This is a genomic window from Kitasatospora sp. NBC_01539, from assembly GCF_045040525.1.
Classification (GTDB): Bacteria; Actinomycetota; Actinomycetes; order Streptomycetales; family Streptomycetaceae; genus Kitasatospora.
In genome coordinates this window covers 6095940-6110306 of sequence record NZ_CP109390.1, presented here as the reverse complement: position 1 = coordinate 6110306, position 14367 = coordinate 6095940, and the positions used below count along the sequence as shown (strand labels likewise).

General features: G+C 76.2%; 12 protein-coding genes. 7 read left to right on the top strand and 5 right to left on the bottom strand.

Annotation, left to right across the window (positions count from 1 at the left end):
* Positions 1–11 precede the first annotated feature (11 nt).
* The gene (locus OG335_RS26470) at positions 12–1277 is read left to right on the top strand and encodes a PucR family transcriptional regulator (protein WP_405013616.1); all 1266 of its coding nucleotides are present in this window, start codon (positions 12–14) and stop codon (positions 1275–1277) included.
* Between the two features lie 43 nt (positions 1278–1320).
* On the opposite strand, the gene OG335_RS26465 is transcribed toward OG335_RS26470, so the two are convergent.
* The 3 genes from OG335_RS26465 to OG335_RS26455 form a co-directional block, all read right to left on the bottom strand.
* The gene (locus OG335_RS26465; protein WP_405013615.1) at positions 1321–2274 is read right to left on the bottom strand and encodes a rhomboid family intramembrane serine protease; all 954 of its coding nucleotides are present in this window, start codon (positions 2272–2274) and stop codon (positions 1321–1323) included.
* A gap of 166 nt (positions 2275–2440) precedes the next feature.
* Positions 2441–4363, bottom strand: coding sequence for an AMP-dependent synthetase/ligase (locus tag OG335_RS26460; RefSeq protein ID WP_405013614.1), 1923 nt, complete (start codon positions 4361–4363; stop codon positions 2441–2443).
* Positions 4364–4392: 29 nt separating this feature from the next.
* A complete protein-coding gene (locus OG335_RS26455; protein ID WP_405013613.1) occupies positions 4393–5748 on the bottom strand; it encodes an acetyl-CoA C-acetyltransferase in 1356 nt (451 codons plus the stop codon).
* A gap of 91 nt (positions 5749–5839) precedes the next feature.
* Here OG335_RS26455 and OG335_RS26450 point away from each other — a divergent pair, with 91 nt between their 5' ends.
* Positions 5840–7216: a 3-oxoacyl-ACP reductase gene (locus tag OG335_RS26450; RefSeq protein ID WP_405013612.1), complete on the top strand. Its 1377-nt coding sequence runs from the start codon at positions 5840–5842 to the stop codon at positions 7214–7216.
* 53 nt (positions 7217–7269) lie between these two features.
* Complete coding sequence (locus tag OG335_RS26445) at positions 7270–8160, top strand: MaoC family dehydratase (protein WP_405013611.1); 891 nt, start codon at positions 7270–7272, stop codon at positions 8158–8160.
* Here OG335_RS26445 and OG335_RS26440 read toward each other — a convergent pair.
* Positions 8147–8833: a TetR/AcrR family transcriptional regulator gene (locus OG335_RS26440; protein ID WP_405013610.1), complete on the bottom strand. Its 687-nt coding sequence runs from the start codon at positions 8831–8833 to the stop codon at positions 8147–8149. The two genes, OG335_RS26445 and OG335_RS26440, sit on opposite strands and share 14 nt — an antisense overlap.
* Before the next feature lie 71 nt (positions 8834–8904).
* Between OG335_RS26440 and OG335_RS26435 the strand changes: the two genes are divergently transcribed.
* Complete coding sequence (locus OG335_RS26435; RefSeq protein ID WP_405013609.1) at positions 8905–9381, top strand: SCP2 sterol-binding domain-containing protein; 477 nt, start codon at positions 8905–8907, stop codon at positions 9379–9381.
* A 51-nt stretch (positions 9382–9432) separates the two neighbouring features.
* Positions 9433–10644, top strand: a complete 1212-nt coding sequence (locus OG335_RS26430) for an acyl-CoA dehydrogenase family protein (RefSeq protein ID WP_405013608.1) — start codon at positions 9433–9435, stop codon at positions 10642–10644.
* Positions 10645–10672: 28 nt separating this feature from the next.
* Here OG335_RS26430 and OG335_RS26425 read toward each other — a convergent pair whose 3' ends face one another.
* Positions 10673–11527: an HD domain-containing protein gene (locus tag OG335_RS26425; RefSeq protein ID WP_405013607.1), complete on the bottom strand. Its 855-nt coding sequence runs from the start codon at positions 11525–11527 to the stop codon at positions 10673–10675.
* Positions 11528–11598: 71 nt separating this feature from the next.
* Here OG335_RS26425 and OG335_RS26420 point away from each other — a divergent pair, with 71 nt between their 5' ends.
* The gene (locus OG335_RS26420) at positions 11599–12648 is read left to right on the top strand and encodes a GlxA family transcriptional regulator (RefSeq protein ID WP_405013606.1); all 1050 of its coding nucleotides are present in this window, start codon (positions 11599–11601) and stop codon (positions 12646–12648) included.
* A gap of 316 nt (positions 12649–12964) precedes the next feature.
* Positions 12965–14323 (top strand): cation:proton antiporter, encoded by a 1359-nt coding sequence (locus OG335_RS26415; RefSeq protein WP_405013605.1) that lies wholly within the window; start codon positions 12965–12967, stop codon positions 14321–14323.
* The last annotated feature ends 44 nt before the right edge of the window (positions 14324–14367 follow it).

The following is a 14367-nucleotide window of genomic DNA, read 5'->3' as shown; positions in this document are numbered from 1 at the left end:
CGGTGTTTTCTGTGAGCAGTCACAACGCCCCTGCGCTGCAGGTGGACTGGCAGGTGCCGCTGATCGGCGGGCTCCCCGCCGACCGGCACCTGCTGGACGGCCTGCCCGAACTCGTCGGCACCGTCCTCGCCCAGCTCCTCGAACGGCTGCCCACCTACCGGCAGTTGCCGCGCGAACAGCTCACCGGCGAGCTCACCCGCACCATCGGGCACCGGATCCGCGCGCTCGCCCACGCCGTCCGCACCGGCGACGTCCCCGCCGCCGAGGAGTTCACGGCCGTCCGCGAGCACGCCGCCCGCCGCGCCGAGGAGGGGCTGCCGCTGGAGGCCGTCCTCCTCGCCCACCACCTCGGCCTGGAGGTCTGCTGGGAACGCATGACCCGGAACGCAGGCCCCGGCGACACCGCGGCGCTGCTCGTGCTGCACCGGCTGCTGCTGGACCAGCTCCGGCAGGTCACCGCGGCCGCCGGCGCCGGGTACTTCGAGGAGCGGCGGACCATGGTCGACGAACGGAACGCCGCCCGGCACGCGCTGCTCACCGCCCTGCTCGACGGCGCCCCCGCCGAGGAGGCCGCCGCCCGGGCCGGAGTACGGCTCCCGCCCGCCTACGCCGTCCTCGGGCTCGCCGTCGCCGACCACCCCGACGAACGTGCCGACGGCGTCGACCGCACGGTGGCGGGCCGGCGCAAGCTGCGCCGGCTGCGCGCCGAACTCGACCACCACACCCGGCAGTCGTCACTCACCGTGCTCTCCGCCGGCGGCGGGCTCGTCCTCGTGCCGCTCGACTGCCGTCCCGACGACGTGCCCGCCGACCGGTGGCGGCACCTGGCCGACCTCCTCGCCCGCACCGCCCGGGCCACCGGCGCGCCCGTGCTCGCCGGCGCCGCCGCCTGCGAGCCGTACGCGGTGGCCGCCGCGGCCACGCTCGCGTACGAGGTGCTGGAGGTCGCGCAGGCCTTCGGCCGCCCGCCCGGGCTGTACCGGCTCGACGACGTGCTGCTGGAGTACCAGCTCACCAGACCGAGCCACGCCCGGCCCCGGCTCGCCTCACTGATCGAACCCCTGCAGGACGCGGGCGACCTGCTCACCACCCTGCGCACCCACCTGGCAGGCGGCCTGAACCGCCGCCACACCGCGAGCGCACTCCATCTGCACCCGAACACGGTCGACTACCGGCTGCGCCGGATCGCCGCCCTCACCGGACTCGACCCGGCCCGCCCCGCCGACCTGCTCCGCATCACCGCGGCGATCGCCGCGCACGACGCCGAACACGCCTGAACTCCGCGACCTCCGAGCGGACCCGGCGCCCGGCGGCGGCGGGTCAGCTCCAGGGTGTGTTCATCAGGATGTCCGAGGTCTTCAGGGCGACGCCGGCCACCAGGACGGCCGCCACCGCCAGCGTGCCCGCCGCCTGGATCCCGCCCCGGAGGCGGGCCGGGCGGGCCGGCGCGAAGGCGAGCACGGCACCCACCGCCGCCCCGGCGAGGAGGCCGCCGAGATGGCCCTGCCAGGAGGTGAAGCTCGCCGAGACCACCAGCCAGAGCAGCGAACCGCCCAGCAGACGACCGCTGTCGAGCGGATCGTGGCGGATCCGGCGCGCCATGACCACGTAGCCGGCGACCAGCCCGAAGACCGCCCCGGAAGCACCGATCGCCGGCAACTCCGGGGCCAGCACGTACTGGAACACCGACCCGCCGAGCGCGGAGACGAGGTACAGGCCCAGGAAGCGCAGTCGGCCGAGCCAGCCCTCCAGGAAGCGGCCGAGCAGCCACAGCCCGTACATGTTCACCAGGATGTGGGCGACCCCGAACACGCCCTCCGTCGGCGGGAGGTGGAGGAACGCCGAGGTGATCAGCCGGTACCACTCGCCGTGCGCGATGCCGACGGCGTGGTAGCCCGTCGGGAGGTACGGCGTCTCCACCGTGTAGAAGCCGCCGTCCGGGCCCACCACGCCCTGCCCCAGCGCGGAGAAGCGGTCGACGATCCCGGGGCGGGCCGTCTCGGCCAGGTAGAGCAGGACGTCGAGCACGATCAGCGCCCACGTCAGGACGGGACGCGTCACCGTGCGCCCGCCGAACCGGGTGACGGTCGGCCGGACCGCCCGGGCCGCGCCCTTCACGCACTCCACGCACTGGTAGCCGACGGACGCCTCGTGACGGCAGTCCGGGCAGGCGTACCGGTCGCACCGGCCGCACCGGATGTACGACTCGCGGTCGGTGTGCCGGAAGCAGACGGCGGCCGGCGGGGCCGTCTCGACGGTCGGCGTGCTGTCCATGGGCGGGCGTCTCCGGGGGCGGGCGGCGGGGCGCCGCGGGGTGCGGCGGGCCCACAACCTAGCGGAGCCCCCGGGGCCGGTGATCACCGGGCCGGGGCCGTGACCCGCGAGCCGGCAACGGCCGCGCGGGGTCACGCCCGTGGGCCCGCCCGTGGGCCCGGCCCGCTCAGCCGTACAGCCGGTCGACGTCCGCCGCGTACGCGAGCGCCACCGCCTGCCGCTTGACCTTCAACGACGGTGTGAGCAGGCCGCGTTCCTCGGTGAAGTCGCCCTCGACGATCCGCACCCGGCGGATCGACTCGGCCCTCGACACCGAGGAGTTGACCGCCCGGACGGCCGCCGCGACCTCCGCCGCCACGGCGTGGTGCACCGGCAGCGCACTGCCGACCGCCACGGCGCCGCCGCCCGCGGACCCCGCCTCCCGTGTGCCGCGCGGCAGATGGGCGAGGTACTCCCCGACGGCCTCGGGGTCCAGGGTCACCAGGGCGGCGACGTACGCGCGGCCGTCGCCGAGCACCAGGCACTGGCTGACCAGCGGGTGCGCGCGCAGCCGGTCCTCCAGCGGGGCCGGCGCGACGTTCTTGCCGCCGCTGGTCACGAGGATCTCCTTCTTGCGGCCCGTGACGGTGAGGTAGCCGTCGGCGTCGAGGCTGCCGAGGTCGCCGGTGGCGAACCAGCCGTCCGTCACCGCGGGCCGCTCCGCACCGGTGTACCCGTCGAAGAGCTGCATGCCGCTCAGCAGCACCTCGCCGTCGTCGGCGATCCGCACGGCCGATCCCGGCACCGGCGGTCCGACCGTGCCGGGCTTCGGCCGCAGCGGCGGGTTGACCGTCGACGGGCCGGAGGTCTCGGTGAGGCCGTAGCCCTCGTAGACCAGCACCCCGGCTCCGGCGAAGAAGAGCAGCAGTTCCGGCGCGAGCGAGGAGCCACCGCTGATCGCGTACCGGACCCGGCCGCCCATCGCCTGCCGCACCCTGCGGTAGACCAGCGCGTCGTACAGCCGGTGCTGCAGCCGCAGGCCGAGCGGGGGGCGCGGGCCCTCGCCCGCCAGGGCGGCGAGTTCGGCCCGGGCGTGGCGCACCGCGACGTCCGCGGCCCGGTCGTAGACCCGGGCGGCGTGCCGGGCCTGCGCCTCCGTCCGGCCCAGGTGGTGGATCTTCTCGAAGAGGTAGGGCACGCCGACGAGGAAGGTCGCGCCGAACGAGGCGAGGTCGGGCCGGAGTTCGGCCGGCTTGAGGGACGGGCTGTGGCCGATGCGGATCCGCGCGTGCACGCAGGCCACCTGGATCATCCGGCCGAGCACGTGCGAGAGCGGCAGGAACAGCAGCGTCGACGGCGGCTCGTCCGACACCGCCTCGAAGACCGGCTGCAGCAGCGCCTGGCAGTTCGCGGCCTCGTCGAGCAGGTTGCCGTGGGTGAGCCGGCAGCCCTTGGGCCGGCCGGTGGTGCCCGAGGTGTAGATCAGGGTGGCCTCGCTCCGCGGGGTCAGCGCGGCGCGCCGCGCCGCGACCGCCTCGTCGGCCACCGCGGCGCCGCGGGCGGCGAGTTCGCCGACGGCGTCCTCGTCGATCCGCCACAGCGGGATGCCGCCGCCGATGCGGCGCAGCCCGGCCGCCAGGACCTCCGCGCAGTCGGCGTCCTCGGCGACGACCGCGGCGGCGCCCGAGTCGCGGACGATCCACTCGGCCTGCTCGGCGGAGGACGTGGGGTAGACCGGCACGACGGCGGCCCCGGCGGCCCAGGCGGCGAAGTCGAGCAGCGTCCACTCGTAGCGGGTGCGGCACATGAGGACGATCCGGTCGCCCGGGCCGATGCCCGAGGCGACCAGGCCCTTCGCCACGGCGGCGACCTCGGCGGCGAAGACGGCGGCGGTGAGGTCGTCCCGTCGGCCGTCCGCGGTGCGCCGGGTGACCACGACCGCGTCGGGTGCCTCGGCGGCGTTGCGGAAGGGGAGGTCGGCGAGGCTGCCGGTCGTGGCGGGCGGCACGAGGTACGGGGTGCGGGCCTCGACGACCCGGGAGCCGCTGCGGCGCACCTCGACGGGTGCCAGGTCGTGCAGGTGGGCCGCGCGGGCGATCGGAAGGGGCATGGGCCGGTTCTCCCTGGGGGTCGGGGGGCTCAGCGTTCGAGGAGGGCGGTGATGCCCTGGCCTCCGGCGGCGCAGACGGAGATCAGGCCGCGGACGGGTCCGCCGGTCCTGCCGGGTGCGCCGGTCCTACCGGTCCGAGAGGCCGTCGGGGGGCTGTCGGGGGTGGTGGCGAGCTCGTGGAGGAGTGCGGCGAGGGTGGCGGTGATGCGGCCGCCGGTGGCGGCGAAGGGGTGGCCTGCCGCGAGGGAGGAGCCGTTGACGTTCAGCCGGTCGCGGTCGACGGTGCCGAGCGGGCCGGGGAGTCCGAGCCGGGTGGTGCAGAACTCCGGGTCCTCCCAGGCCTTCAGGGTGGCCAGCACCTGGGAGGCGAAGGCCTCGTGGATCTCGAAGCGGTCGATGTCGGCGAGGTGCAGGCCGTTGCGGGCGAGCAGCCGGGGCACCGCGAAGACGGGGGCCGTGAGCAGGCCGTCCTCGCCGCCGGTGAAGTCGACGGCGGCGACCTCGGTGTCGGCCAGGTAGGCGAGGGGTTCGATGCCGCGGGCGGCGGCCCACTCCTCGCTCGCGAGGAGGACGAGGGCGGCGCCGTCGCTGAGGGGGGTGGAGTTGCCGGCGGTCATGGTGGCGTCCGGGGTGTCGGTGCCGAAGACCGGGGTGAGGCGGGCGAGGCGTTCGGGGGTGGAGTCCGGGCGGAGGTTCTGGTCGCGGGCGAGGCCGCGGTACGGCGTGACGAGGCAGTCGAAGAAGCCGCGTTCGTAGGCGGCGTGCAGGCGCTGGTGACTGGTGGCGGTGAGAGCGTCCTGTTCGGCGCGGCCGATGTCCCACTGCCGGGCGGTGCGGGCGGCGTGCTCGCCCATGGAGAGGCCGGTGCGGGGTTCGGCGTTGACGGGGATGTCGGGCACGACCTGGCGCGGGCGCAGGCCGCGCAGCAGGTTGGCGGCCTTCCGGGCGGCGGTGGGGGCGTGCCGGGCGCGCAGCAGGACGCGGCGCAGGTCGTCGTTGAGGCCGATCGGGGCGTCGCTGACGGTGTCGACGCCGCCGGCGACGGCGCACTCGGTCTGCCCGAGGGCGATCCGCTGGGCGGCGAGGGCGACGGCCTCCAGGCCGGTGCCGCAGGCCTGTTGGAGGTCGTAGGCGGGGGTGCGGCGGTCGAGGCGGCTGCCGAGCACGGTCTCGCGGGCGAGGTTGTGGTCGCGGGCGTGCTTGAGGACGGCGCCGGCGGCGAACTCGCCGAGCAGGACGCCGTCGAGATGGTGCCGGTCGACGAGTCCGTCGAGGGCGGCCGCGAGCATCTCCTGATTGGAGGCTCTGGCGTAGGGGCCGCCGGCGCGGGCGAAGGGGATGCGGTTGCCGCCGAGGATCGCGACGCGGCGGACGGTTCGGGCCATCGCTGACTCCAGGGGCCTGAGGGGTGGCGCTCGACAGTCGCCAGGGTATTTACTCTTCAGTAAACTTACTAGGTAGTAAGGAGAGGTTTTCATGCCGGACCTTCTCAGCCGGGCGGTCTCCGGCCGGGCCGCGCGGGCGGTCCTGCGCCGCGCGGGCGTCCCCACCCCCGCGACGCTGCCGCGCCACCGGCCGGACGGGCCCGCCGTCCCCGGGCCCGTCCTGCTCGGCGGCACCCGGCAGGGCCGCCTCGTACCCGCCGTGGCCGCCGTCCTGGCCGCCGCCGGCACCGAGACCGCCGACGGCGCCGTGCCGGAGGCGGCCGCCCGCCGCCGCCCGGCCGCCCTGGTCCTCGACGCCACCGGCCTGACCGGCACCGCGGACCTCGCCGAGGTGTACGCCTTCGCCCACCCCCTCGTCCGCGAACTGGCGCCCGGCGGACGGGTCGTGGTGCTCGGTGACGTCCCCGCCGAGGCCGCGGCGGGGACCGGCGGCGTCGGCGCGGCGGTCGCCGCGCAGGCCCTGGAGGGCTTCACCCGCTCGCTCGGCAAGGAGCTGCGCGGCGGCGCCACCTGCCAGCTGCTCCGGGTCGCCGCCGGCGGCGAGGTCGCCCTCGCGTCACCGCTGCGCTTCCTGCTCTCCCCGCGCTCCGCGTACGTCTCCGGGCAGGTCGTCCGGGTCGCACCGGCCGCCGTCACCGCGCCCGCCGACTGGGCCTCGCCCCTGCACGGCGGCGTGGCCGCCGTCACCGGGGCCGCCCGGGGCATCGGCGCGGCCGTCGCCGCCGTGCTGGCCCGGGACGGCGCGCACGTCGTCTGCCTCGACCTGCCCTCCCGGCAGGCCGCGCTGGAGCGCACCGCGGAGCGCGTCGGCGGCACCGCGGTGACCGCCGACATCACCGCCCCGGAGGCCCCCGCGGAGATCTGCGGGCGGCTGCGGACCGCGTTCGGCGGCGTCGACGTCTTCGTGCACAACGCGGGTGTCACCCGCGACCGCACGCTGGCCCGGATGACCCGGCAGGAGTGGGACACCGTGCTCGACGTCAACCTCGGCGCCGTGCAGCGGATCACCGACGCGCTGCTCGACGCCGGCCCCGGCGGCGCACCGGTGCTGCGCGACGGCGGCGCCCTGGTCTGCACCTCCTCCATCGGCGGCATCGCGGGCAACCGCGGACAGACCAACTACGGTGCCGCGAAGGCCGGTCTGATCGGCCTGGTGCAGGCGCTCGCGCCGGTGGCGGCCGCGCGCGGCGTCCGGGTCAACGCGGTGGCCCCCGGGTTCATCGAGACGGAGATGACCGCCCGGATGCCCCTGATGGTGCGCGAGGCCGGACGCCGGATGAACAGCCTCGGCCAGGGCGGCCTGCCGGTCGACGTCGCCGAGGCCGTGGCCTGGCTCGCCGCGCCCGCCACGGCCGGGGTGACCGGCCAGACCCTGCGGGTCTGCGGGCAGTCCCTGCTCGGCGCCTGACCCCCGCCCGCACCGACCGCCGCCCCGCGGCCCGACCGTCCCGGAGGGGAACCATGCCGGACCTGCACTTCGACCGCCCTCCGGGCGTGCTGCCCGCCTACCTGAGGGCCGCGGCCCGCGGCCGTACGGGCGCTCCCGGCCGCCCGCTGCCCGGCCGCCGCGCCGTCCTGCCGGAGGTGTCTGCCGATCCGGCGCGGCTGGCCCGGTACGCCGAGGTCTGCGGCACGCGGCCGGACGGCTTCCTGCCGCCCGCCTACCCGCACCTGCTGGCCTTCCCCGCGGCGCTCGCGCTGATGACCGCGGCGGACTTCCCGCTGCCGCTGCTCGGTCTGGTGCACACGGCCAACTCCCTCACCCTGCACCGCCCGATCGGCGCCGGGGAGCGGCTCGCCCTGGAGGTGCGCACCGACCGGCTGCGCCCCCACCCGCGCGGCACCGCCTTCGACGTCGCCGCGGTGGCCCGTACCGCCGGCGGCGGCGAGGAGGTGTGGGCGTCCCGCTCCACCTACCTGCACCGGCACGGCGACGGGAGGGCCGCACCGGGAGCGCCGGGAGCGCCGGGCGGCTCCCCCGGGCCCGCCGTCCCCGGGCCCGCCGCCCTCCCGGACGGGTCCGGGCCGTGGCAGGTGCCGGCCGCCACCGGGCGGCGGTACGCGGCGGTGAGCGGCGACCGCAACCCGATCCACCTCCACCCGTGGGCGGCCCGGCCGTTCGGCTTCCGGCGGGCCGTCGCGCACGGCATGTGGACGAAGGCCCGGGTGCTCGCCGCCCTCGGCCCCGGCCTGCCGGGCTCCGCGGAGGTCGTGGTGGCGTTCCGTACGCCGCTGCTGCTGCCCGGGACGGTGCGGCTGGCCGTCGGCGGGTGCGGGGGGCGGAGGGAGTTCGCGCTGACCTCCGCGGACGGCACCCGCACCCACCTGGCCGGGAGCGTCACGCCCCGGTGAGGCCGCCGTCGTCGGCACCGCGCACCGCGAAGCCCTCGCCCTTGGCGCGGCGCTCCAGGCCGACCCACATGAGGTTCATCAGCCGCCGGGCGGTGGCCTCGGGGCGCTCCCCCGGCACCGTCAGTGCCCAGTCGGCGAGGGCGTCGGCGGCGCCGACCAGGGCGTGGGCGATGGCGGACGCCTCGCGGCGCAGCGCGGCGTAGCCGGGGCCGGCCCCGCGGCCGTCGGCCTCCAGCGACTGCCGGACGAGCTCGGTCACGGTGTCGACGATCTCGCCGCGGGCGCGGGCGAGCTGCTCCGCGACCGGGCCGCTCAGCGAACGCGCCTGCTGGTAGAGGACGATCCAGCTGGCCCGGTGGTCGGCGACGAACGAGAAGAACGCCGTCAGGCCCTCGGCCAGCCGCTCGCCCGGCTGCTCCGCGGGCGCCTGCGCGGCGGCGCCGATGGTGTCGATCAGCCGGTCCGCCTCGCGGGCGATGCAGGCGCCGAAGGTCTCCTCCTTGGAGCCCAGGTAGAGGTAGAGCAGGGGTTTCGACACCTGGGCGCGTTCGGCGATCTCGTCCATGGAGGTCGCGTGGAAGCCACGCGAGGAGAAGACCTGCACCGCGGCGTCGAGCATCTGCTGCTCGCGCACCTTGCGGGGCAGGCGCTTGCGACTGGGTTCCGGTTCCACCTTGCGAGGATATCTGACCCGCCCGTAACCTTACTCTCAAGTAAACTTACTCAATAGTAAGAAGGCGGCCCGTGACGCTCCCCACCTCGCTCACCCAGCAGGACGTCGACACCCTCGACTTCACCGCGATCTCCCCGCAGGAGTTCGCCCTCCTCGTCCGCAACACCCCCCGCCGGGCGCTCGCCGACATCGCCGGGGGCCCGTCCCGCGGACGCCTCCTGGACGAGGTCTTCAGCCGCATGGAGAGCCGCTTCAAGCCCGACACCGCCGGCCGCCTCGAAGCCCTCGTCCGGTGGCGGATCACCGACCCCGGGCAGCCCGACGCCGTCTACGAGACCGCCATCGCCGACGGCGCCTGCACCCTCACCACCGGCGAGGGCACCCGCGAACCCCGGCTCGGACTCACCCTCGCCACCGCCGAGTTCCTCCGGCTGGCCTCCGGCAACGCCTCCGGCGTCACCCTCTTCATGACCCGCAGGCTCAAGGTCGACGGCGACCTCGGCCTGGCCGCCGGCCTCACCCGCTACTTCGACATCCCCAAGGCCTGAACCCGGCCGCCGCCCGCCTCCCGCCCGCCCCCACCCCGCCCGGAGAGCAGCATGAGCTTCAGCCTCGACCTGACCGACGACCAGACCGAACTCCGCTCCTGGGTCGCGGGGTTCGCCAGGGACGTGATCCGCCCGGCCGCCGCCGAGTGGGACGAGCGCGAGGAGACCCCCTGGCCGATCATCAAGGAGGCCGCCCGGATCGGCCTCTACGGCTTCGAGTCCCTCGCCGAGATGTGGGCCGACCCGACCGGCCTCTCCCTCGCCGTCGCCAACGAGGAACTCTTCTGGGGCGACGCCGGCATCGGCATGTCCGTCTTCGGCACCACCCTCGCCGTCGCCGGGATCTTCGCCGGCGGCACCCCCGACCAGGTCGTCGAGTGGATCCCCCAGTGCTACGGCGACGAGAACGACCCCCGGCTCGCGGCGTTCTGCGTCTCCGAGCCCGGCGCCGGCTCCGACGTCGCCTCGCTGCGCACGAGGGCCCGCTACGACGAGGCCGCCGGCGAGTGGGTGATCAGCGGCCAGAAGGCGTGGATCACCAACGGCGGCATCGCGAACGTGCACGTGGTCGTCGCCTCGGTCGACCCCGGGCTCGGCTCCCGCGGACAGGCGGCGTTCATCGTGCCGCCGGGCGCCCGGGGCCTGGCCGGCGGACCCAAGATCAGGAAGCTCGGCCTGCGCGCCTCGCACACCGCCGACGTCTTCCTCGACGAGGTCCGGGTGCCCGCCGACTTCGTGCTCGGCGGCAAGGCGAAGCTCGACGAACGCCTCGCCCGCGTCCGCGAGGGCCGCGCCGGCAAGGCCCAGGCGGCGATGGCCACGTTCGAGCTGAGCCGCCCCACCGTCGGCGCGCAGGCCCTCGGCATCGCCCGCGCCGCCTACGAGTACGCGCTCGAGTACGCCGGGCAGCGACGGCAGTTCGGCCGCCCCGTCCTGCAGAACCAGGCGATCGCCTTCGCCCTCGCCGACCTGCGCACCGAGATCGACTGCGCCCGCCTGCTGATCTGGCGGGCCGCCTGGATGGGCCGCAACGACCGGCCGTTCACCGCGGGCGAGGGCTCGATGTCGAAGCTCAAGGCGGGCGAGGTGGCCGTCGCGGCCACCGAGAAGGCCGTGCAGATCCTCGGCGGCGCCGGCTACAGCCGCGAGCACCCGGTGGAGCGCTGGTACCGCGACTCGAAGATCTACACCATCTTCGAGGGCACCAGCGAGATCCAGCGCCTCGTGATATCCCGCGCGATCTCCGGCCTGCCGATCTCCTGACGCCGCACCGACAGGGCTGCGGCGCGGCTCAGTTGCCCCAGCGGGCCGCCTCGGTCTGCACCTCCAGCGCCGTCCGGTGGGGCGGCTCGGAGCGCTCGCGCAGCAGCTCGCCGGCGATGGAGTAGCGCGGCGCCTTGCCCGGCCGGCGCTGCGCCTGCCCCACGATCGCGTCGACCAGCGAGGTCGCCATGGACAGCCGCGGGTAGGCGGCGTGGAGCGCGGCCCCGGTGGCGTCCGGGATGAAATCGGCGCCGTGGCCGAAGTCGAGGCCCACGCCGAGCCGGACGAACGCGCACAGGGTGCCGCTGCGCTCGGCGATGCCGGGCGAGGAGTGCAGGGCGATCGCCTGCCACACCGCGTCGACCTGCGGCGCTGCGAAACCCTGCCCGGTGAGGAACTCCGCGGCGGCGTCGGCGCCGTCCACCTCGAAGCGCTGCTCCCCGTCGCCGCGCACGGTCAGACCGATGTCGTGCAGCGCGCAGGCCAGGAAGAGCAGTTCGGGGTCGTAGTCGCGGCCCGCCTCGGCGCCCCGGTGGTCGGCCAGCAGGCGGGCGAAGACCGCGCTGCGGATGCTGTGGTGCGCGACGGCCGGCGTCTCCTCGCGGAGCACGAGGTCGAGCGCGGCCCGGGCGGCCGGGGTCGCGGGCAGCGCGGGCAGGCCGGCCGCGGTGGTCGCGGAGGTGCCGGAGGTGCCGGAGGTGCCGGAGGTGCCGGTGCGGGTGCCGGAGGTGCCGGAGGTGCCGGAGGTGCCGGAGGTGCCGGTGCGGGTGCCGGAGGTGCCGGAGGTGCCGGTGCGGGTGCCGGAGGTGCCGGAGGTGCCGGAGGTGCCGGAGGTGCCGGTGCGGGTGCCGGCGGTCGCGGAGGTGTCGGTGTCGGTGTTCATGGACTCCATGCTCGTCCGCACCCGGCCGGGTCTACAGTGGCGGCAATGCCACCGTGCGAGAGGATCCAGCCATGATCGCGCACGGCCCCTCCGGACCCCCGCACCAGGTGGCCGTGCTCGTGCTGGACGGCTTCCTGCCGCTGGACCTCGGCATCCCGGCCCAGGTCTTCGCCCGACGGGCCGGCCTGCCCTACCGCCTGACGCTGTGCGCGCCCGTACCGGGCCAGGTCCCGTCCGCCTCCGGGTTCGCCGTCACCGTCGAATCCGGCCTGGACGCCCTCGACCGGGCCGACACCGTCGTCGTGCCCGGCTTCGTCGACCCGCTGCGCCCGTTCGGGCCCGCCGTCGTCGAGGCGCTTCGCGCCGCCCACGCCCGGGGCGCCCGCATGGTGTCGATCTGCACCGGCGCCTTCGCGCTGGCCGCCGCGGGCGTGCTCGACGGCCTGAGCGCCACGACCCACTGGCAGTACGCCCGCGAACTCGCCGCCCACCCCGGCGTCACCGTGGTGCCCGAGGTGCTCTACGTCGACGAGGGCAGCGTGCTGACCTCCGCCGGCGTCGCCGCCGGCATCGACCTGTGCCTGCACCTCGTACGCCGCGACCTCGGCGCCCGCACGGCCAACTCGCTCGCCCGCGGTCTCGTCGCCGCACCCCACCGCGAGGGCGGGCAGGCGCAGTTCGTGCGGCAGCCGCTGCCGGTGGGGCCCGGTGACAGTTCGCTGGCCGGCACCCGGGCCTGGGCGCTGGAGCACCTGTGCGAGCCGCTGACCGTCGCCGGCCTCGCGGCGCACGCCCACATGTCGACCCGCACCTTCGCCCGGCGGTTCACCGCCGAGACCGGTGTCACCCCGCTCGCCTGGCTGCTGACGGCCCGCCTGGACCACGCCCGCGAGCTCCTCGAACACAGCGACCTCGGCATCGACCGGATCGCCGAGCGCAGCGGCCTCGGGAGCCCGTCCAACCTGCGCCTGCACTTCCGCCGCGCACTGGGCACCTCCCCCGGTGCGTACCGCAGGGCCTTCGGCGCACCGCCCGCCGACCGTCCCGCCCCGGACGGCCCGGCCCGGGACCGTGCCGCATCCGGCGCCACCGGCGCAGGCCGGCCGGACCGCACCGGCTGAACGCCCGGCCGGAGACGGCCACGCGCACGGCGTCGGGGCCCGGCCGCCCGTCGGGCGGTTCCGGCCCCGGCGGCGTCGGTTCACCTGTCGGAGAGTCAGAGTCCCGTCGCTGCGGGCGATGTCACGGGGCGCCGGACGGGCTCCGGGCTGCGGCTGTCATCGAAATCGCCAATCGACTGTGCGACTTTCAATCTGTCAATACGATTGTCAATTATTGCCGTTTGACTGACCCACTCATGACAAGGAGCCCCCTCGTGCCCCTCCCCGTCCCACTCCGCTCCGGCCCCCACCGACCCCCCGGGGAGGCGGGTGCACCGTGACGCTGTCACTCGACACGACCACCCGCCTGCTCGTCGGGCTCGGACTCGTCCTCGCACTGAGCCGGGGCGCCGGCCGGGTGGCCGGCCGGCTCGGCCAGCCCCCCGTCCTCGCGGAGATCGCCGTCGGCATCGCCCTGGGCCCCTCGCTCCTGGGCCGGCTCGCCCCGGCACTGCACGCGCAGCTCTTCGGGCCCGGTACGGCAGCCGTGTTCGACGGGCTCGCCCAGATCGCCGTCGCCCTCTACGCCTTCGAGATCGGCTCGCACCTCACGGAGACTCCCACCGGGGAGCGGAGGGGCCGCTCGCCCGTCCTGCTCGCCCTCGTCTCGCTGACGGTGCCGGCCGCCGCCGGGCTGGCGCTCGCGCCCCGGCTCCACGGCCGGGAGGAGACGGCCGGCCCGGCCGCGTTCACCGTGTTCCTGGTCTGCGCACTCGGCGTGACGGCCGTCCCGGTGCTCGCCCGCATCCTTCAGGACAGGGCGATGGAGCACACCCCGGTGGGGCGCCTGAGCCTGGCCGCCGCGGCGCTCGGGGACGGTGCCTGCTGGTGCCTGTTCGCCGTGGCCCTGTGGCTGTCGGGCGGCATCGACACCGTCCGCCTGGCCCTCGGCCTCGCCGGTGTGGCCGCCGCGGCGGCCGTCGCCCGGTGGCGGTCCGGCCACCGTGACCGTCCCGTACGGCCGCGCCGCGAGCGGTCGACCGTCGAGACGCTCGGCGCGGTCTGCCTGGCCGCTGCGGTGTCGTCCGCCCTCGGGCTGCACGCGCTCTTCGGCGGACTGGTGCTCGGCCTCGCGTGGCCGGCCGCGCCCGCGCGCGACGCCGCCCCCGGCCGGGCGGGCGGCGGCTCCGGCGCCGGCACCGCGGCACTGTCCGGGGCCCTGCTGCCCTGCTTCTTCCTGGGCGCCGGCCAGCAGGTCGACCTGGGGCCGAGGCTGGCGACCGGCGGCTTCCTCGGCCTGGTCCTGCTGCTGCTCGTGGTCTCGCTGGCCGCGAAGGCCCTGGCCTGCGCCGTGACCGGCCGCTGGTACGGGCTGGGGATGCGCGACTCCGTACGGCTGGGCGTGCTGATGAACACGAAGGGGCTCACCGAGATCGTGGTGCTCACCGCGGGCCACCGGGCCGGGCTCGTCGGGCAGACGCTGTTCGAGGCCCTGCTGGTGGTCGCCCTGGTCTCGACGATGGCCGCCGGGCCGGTGCTCGCGGTCCTCGACGCACGGGACGCACGGGACGCGCGTCGCACCCACGACGACCGGCGGCCCGGTCCGTACCGGCAACCGCAACCGCAGCCGCAGCCGCAGCCCCGGAACGGCGAGGCCGCCGCCGCGGAACCCGCGACGGCGGCAGGCGCCGGGTGACGCCCCCTCCGGCCCGCGGATCCCGGCGGGTGCGCCGGCCGGGA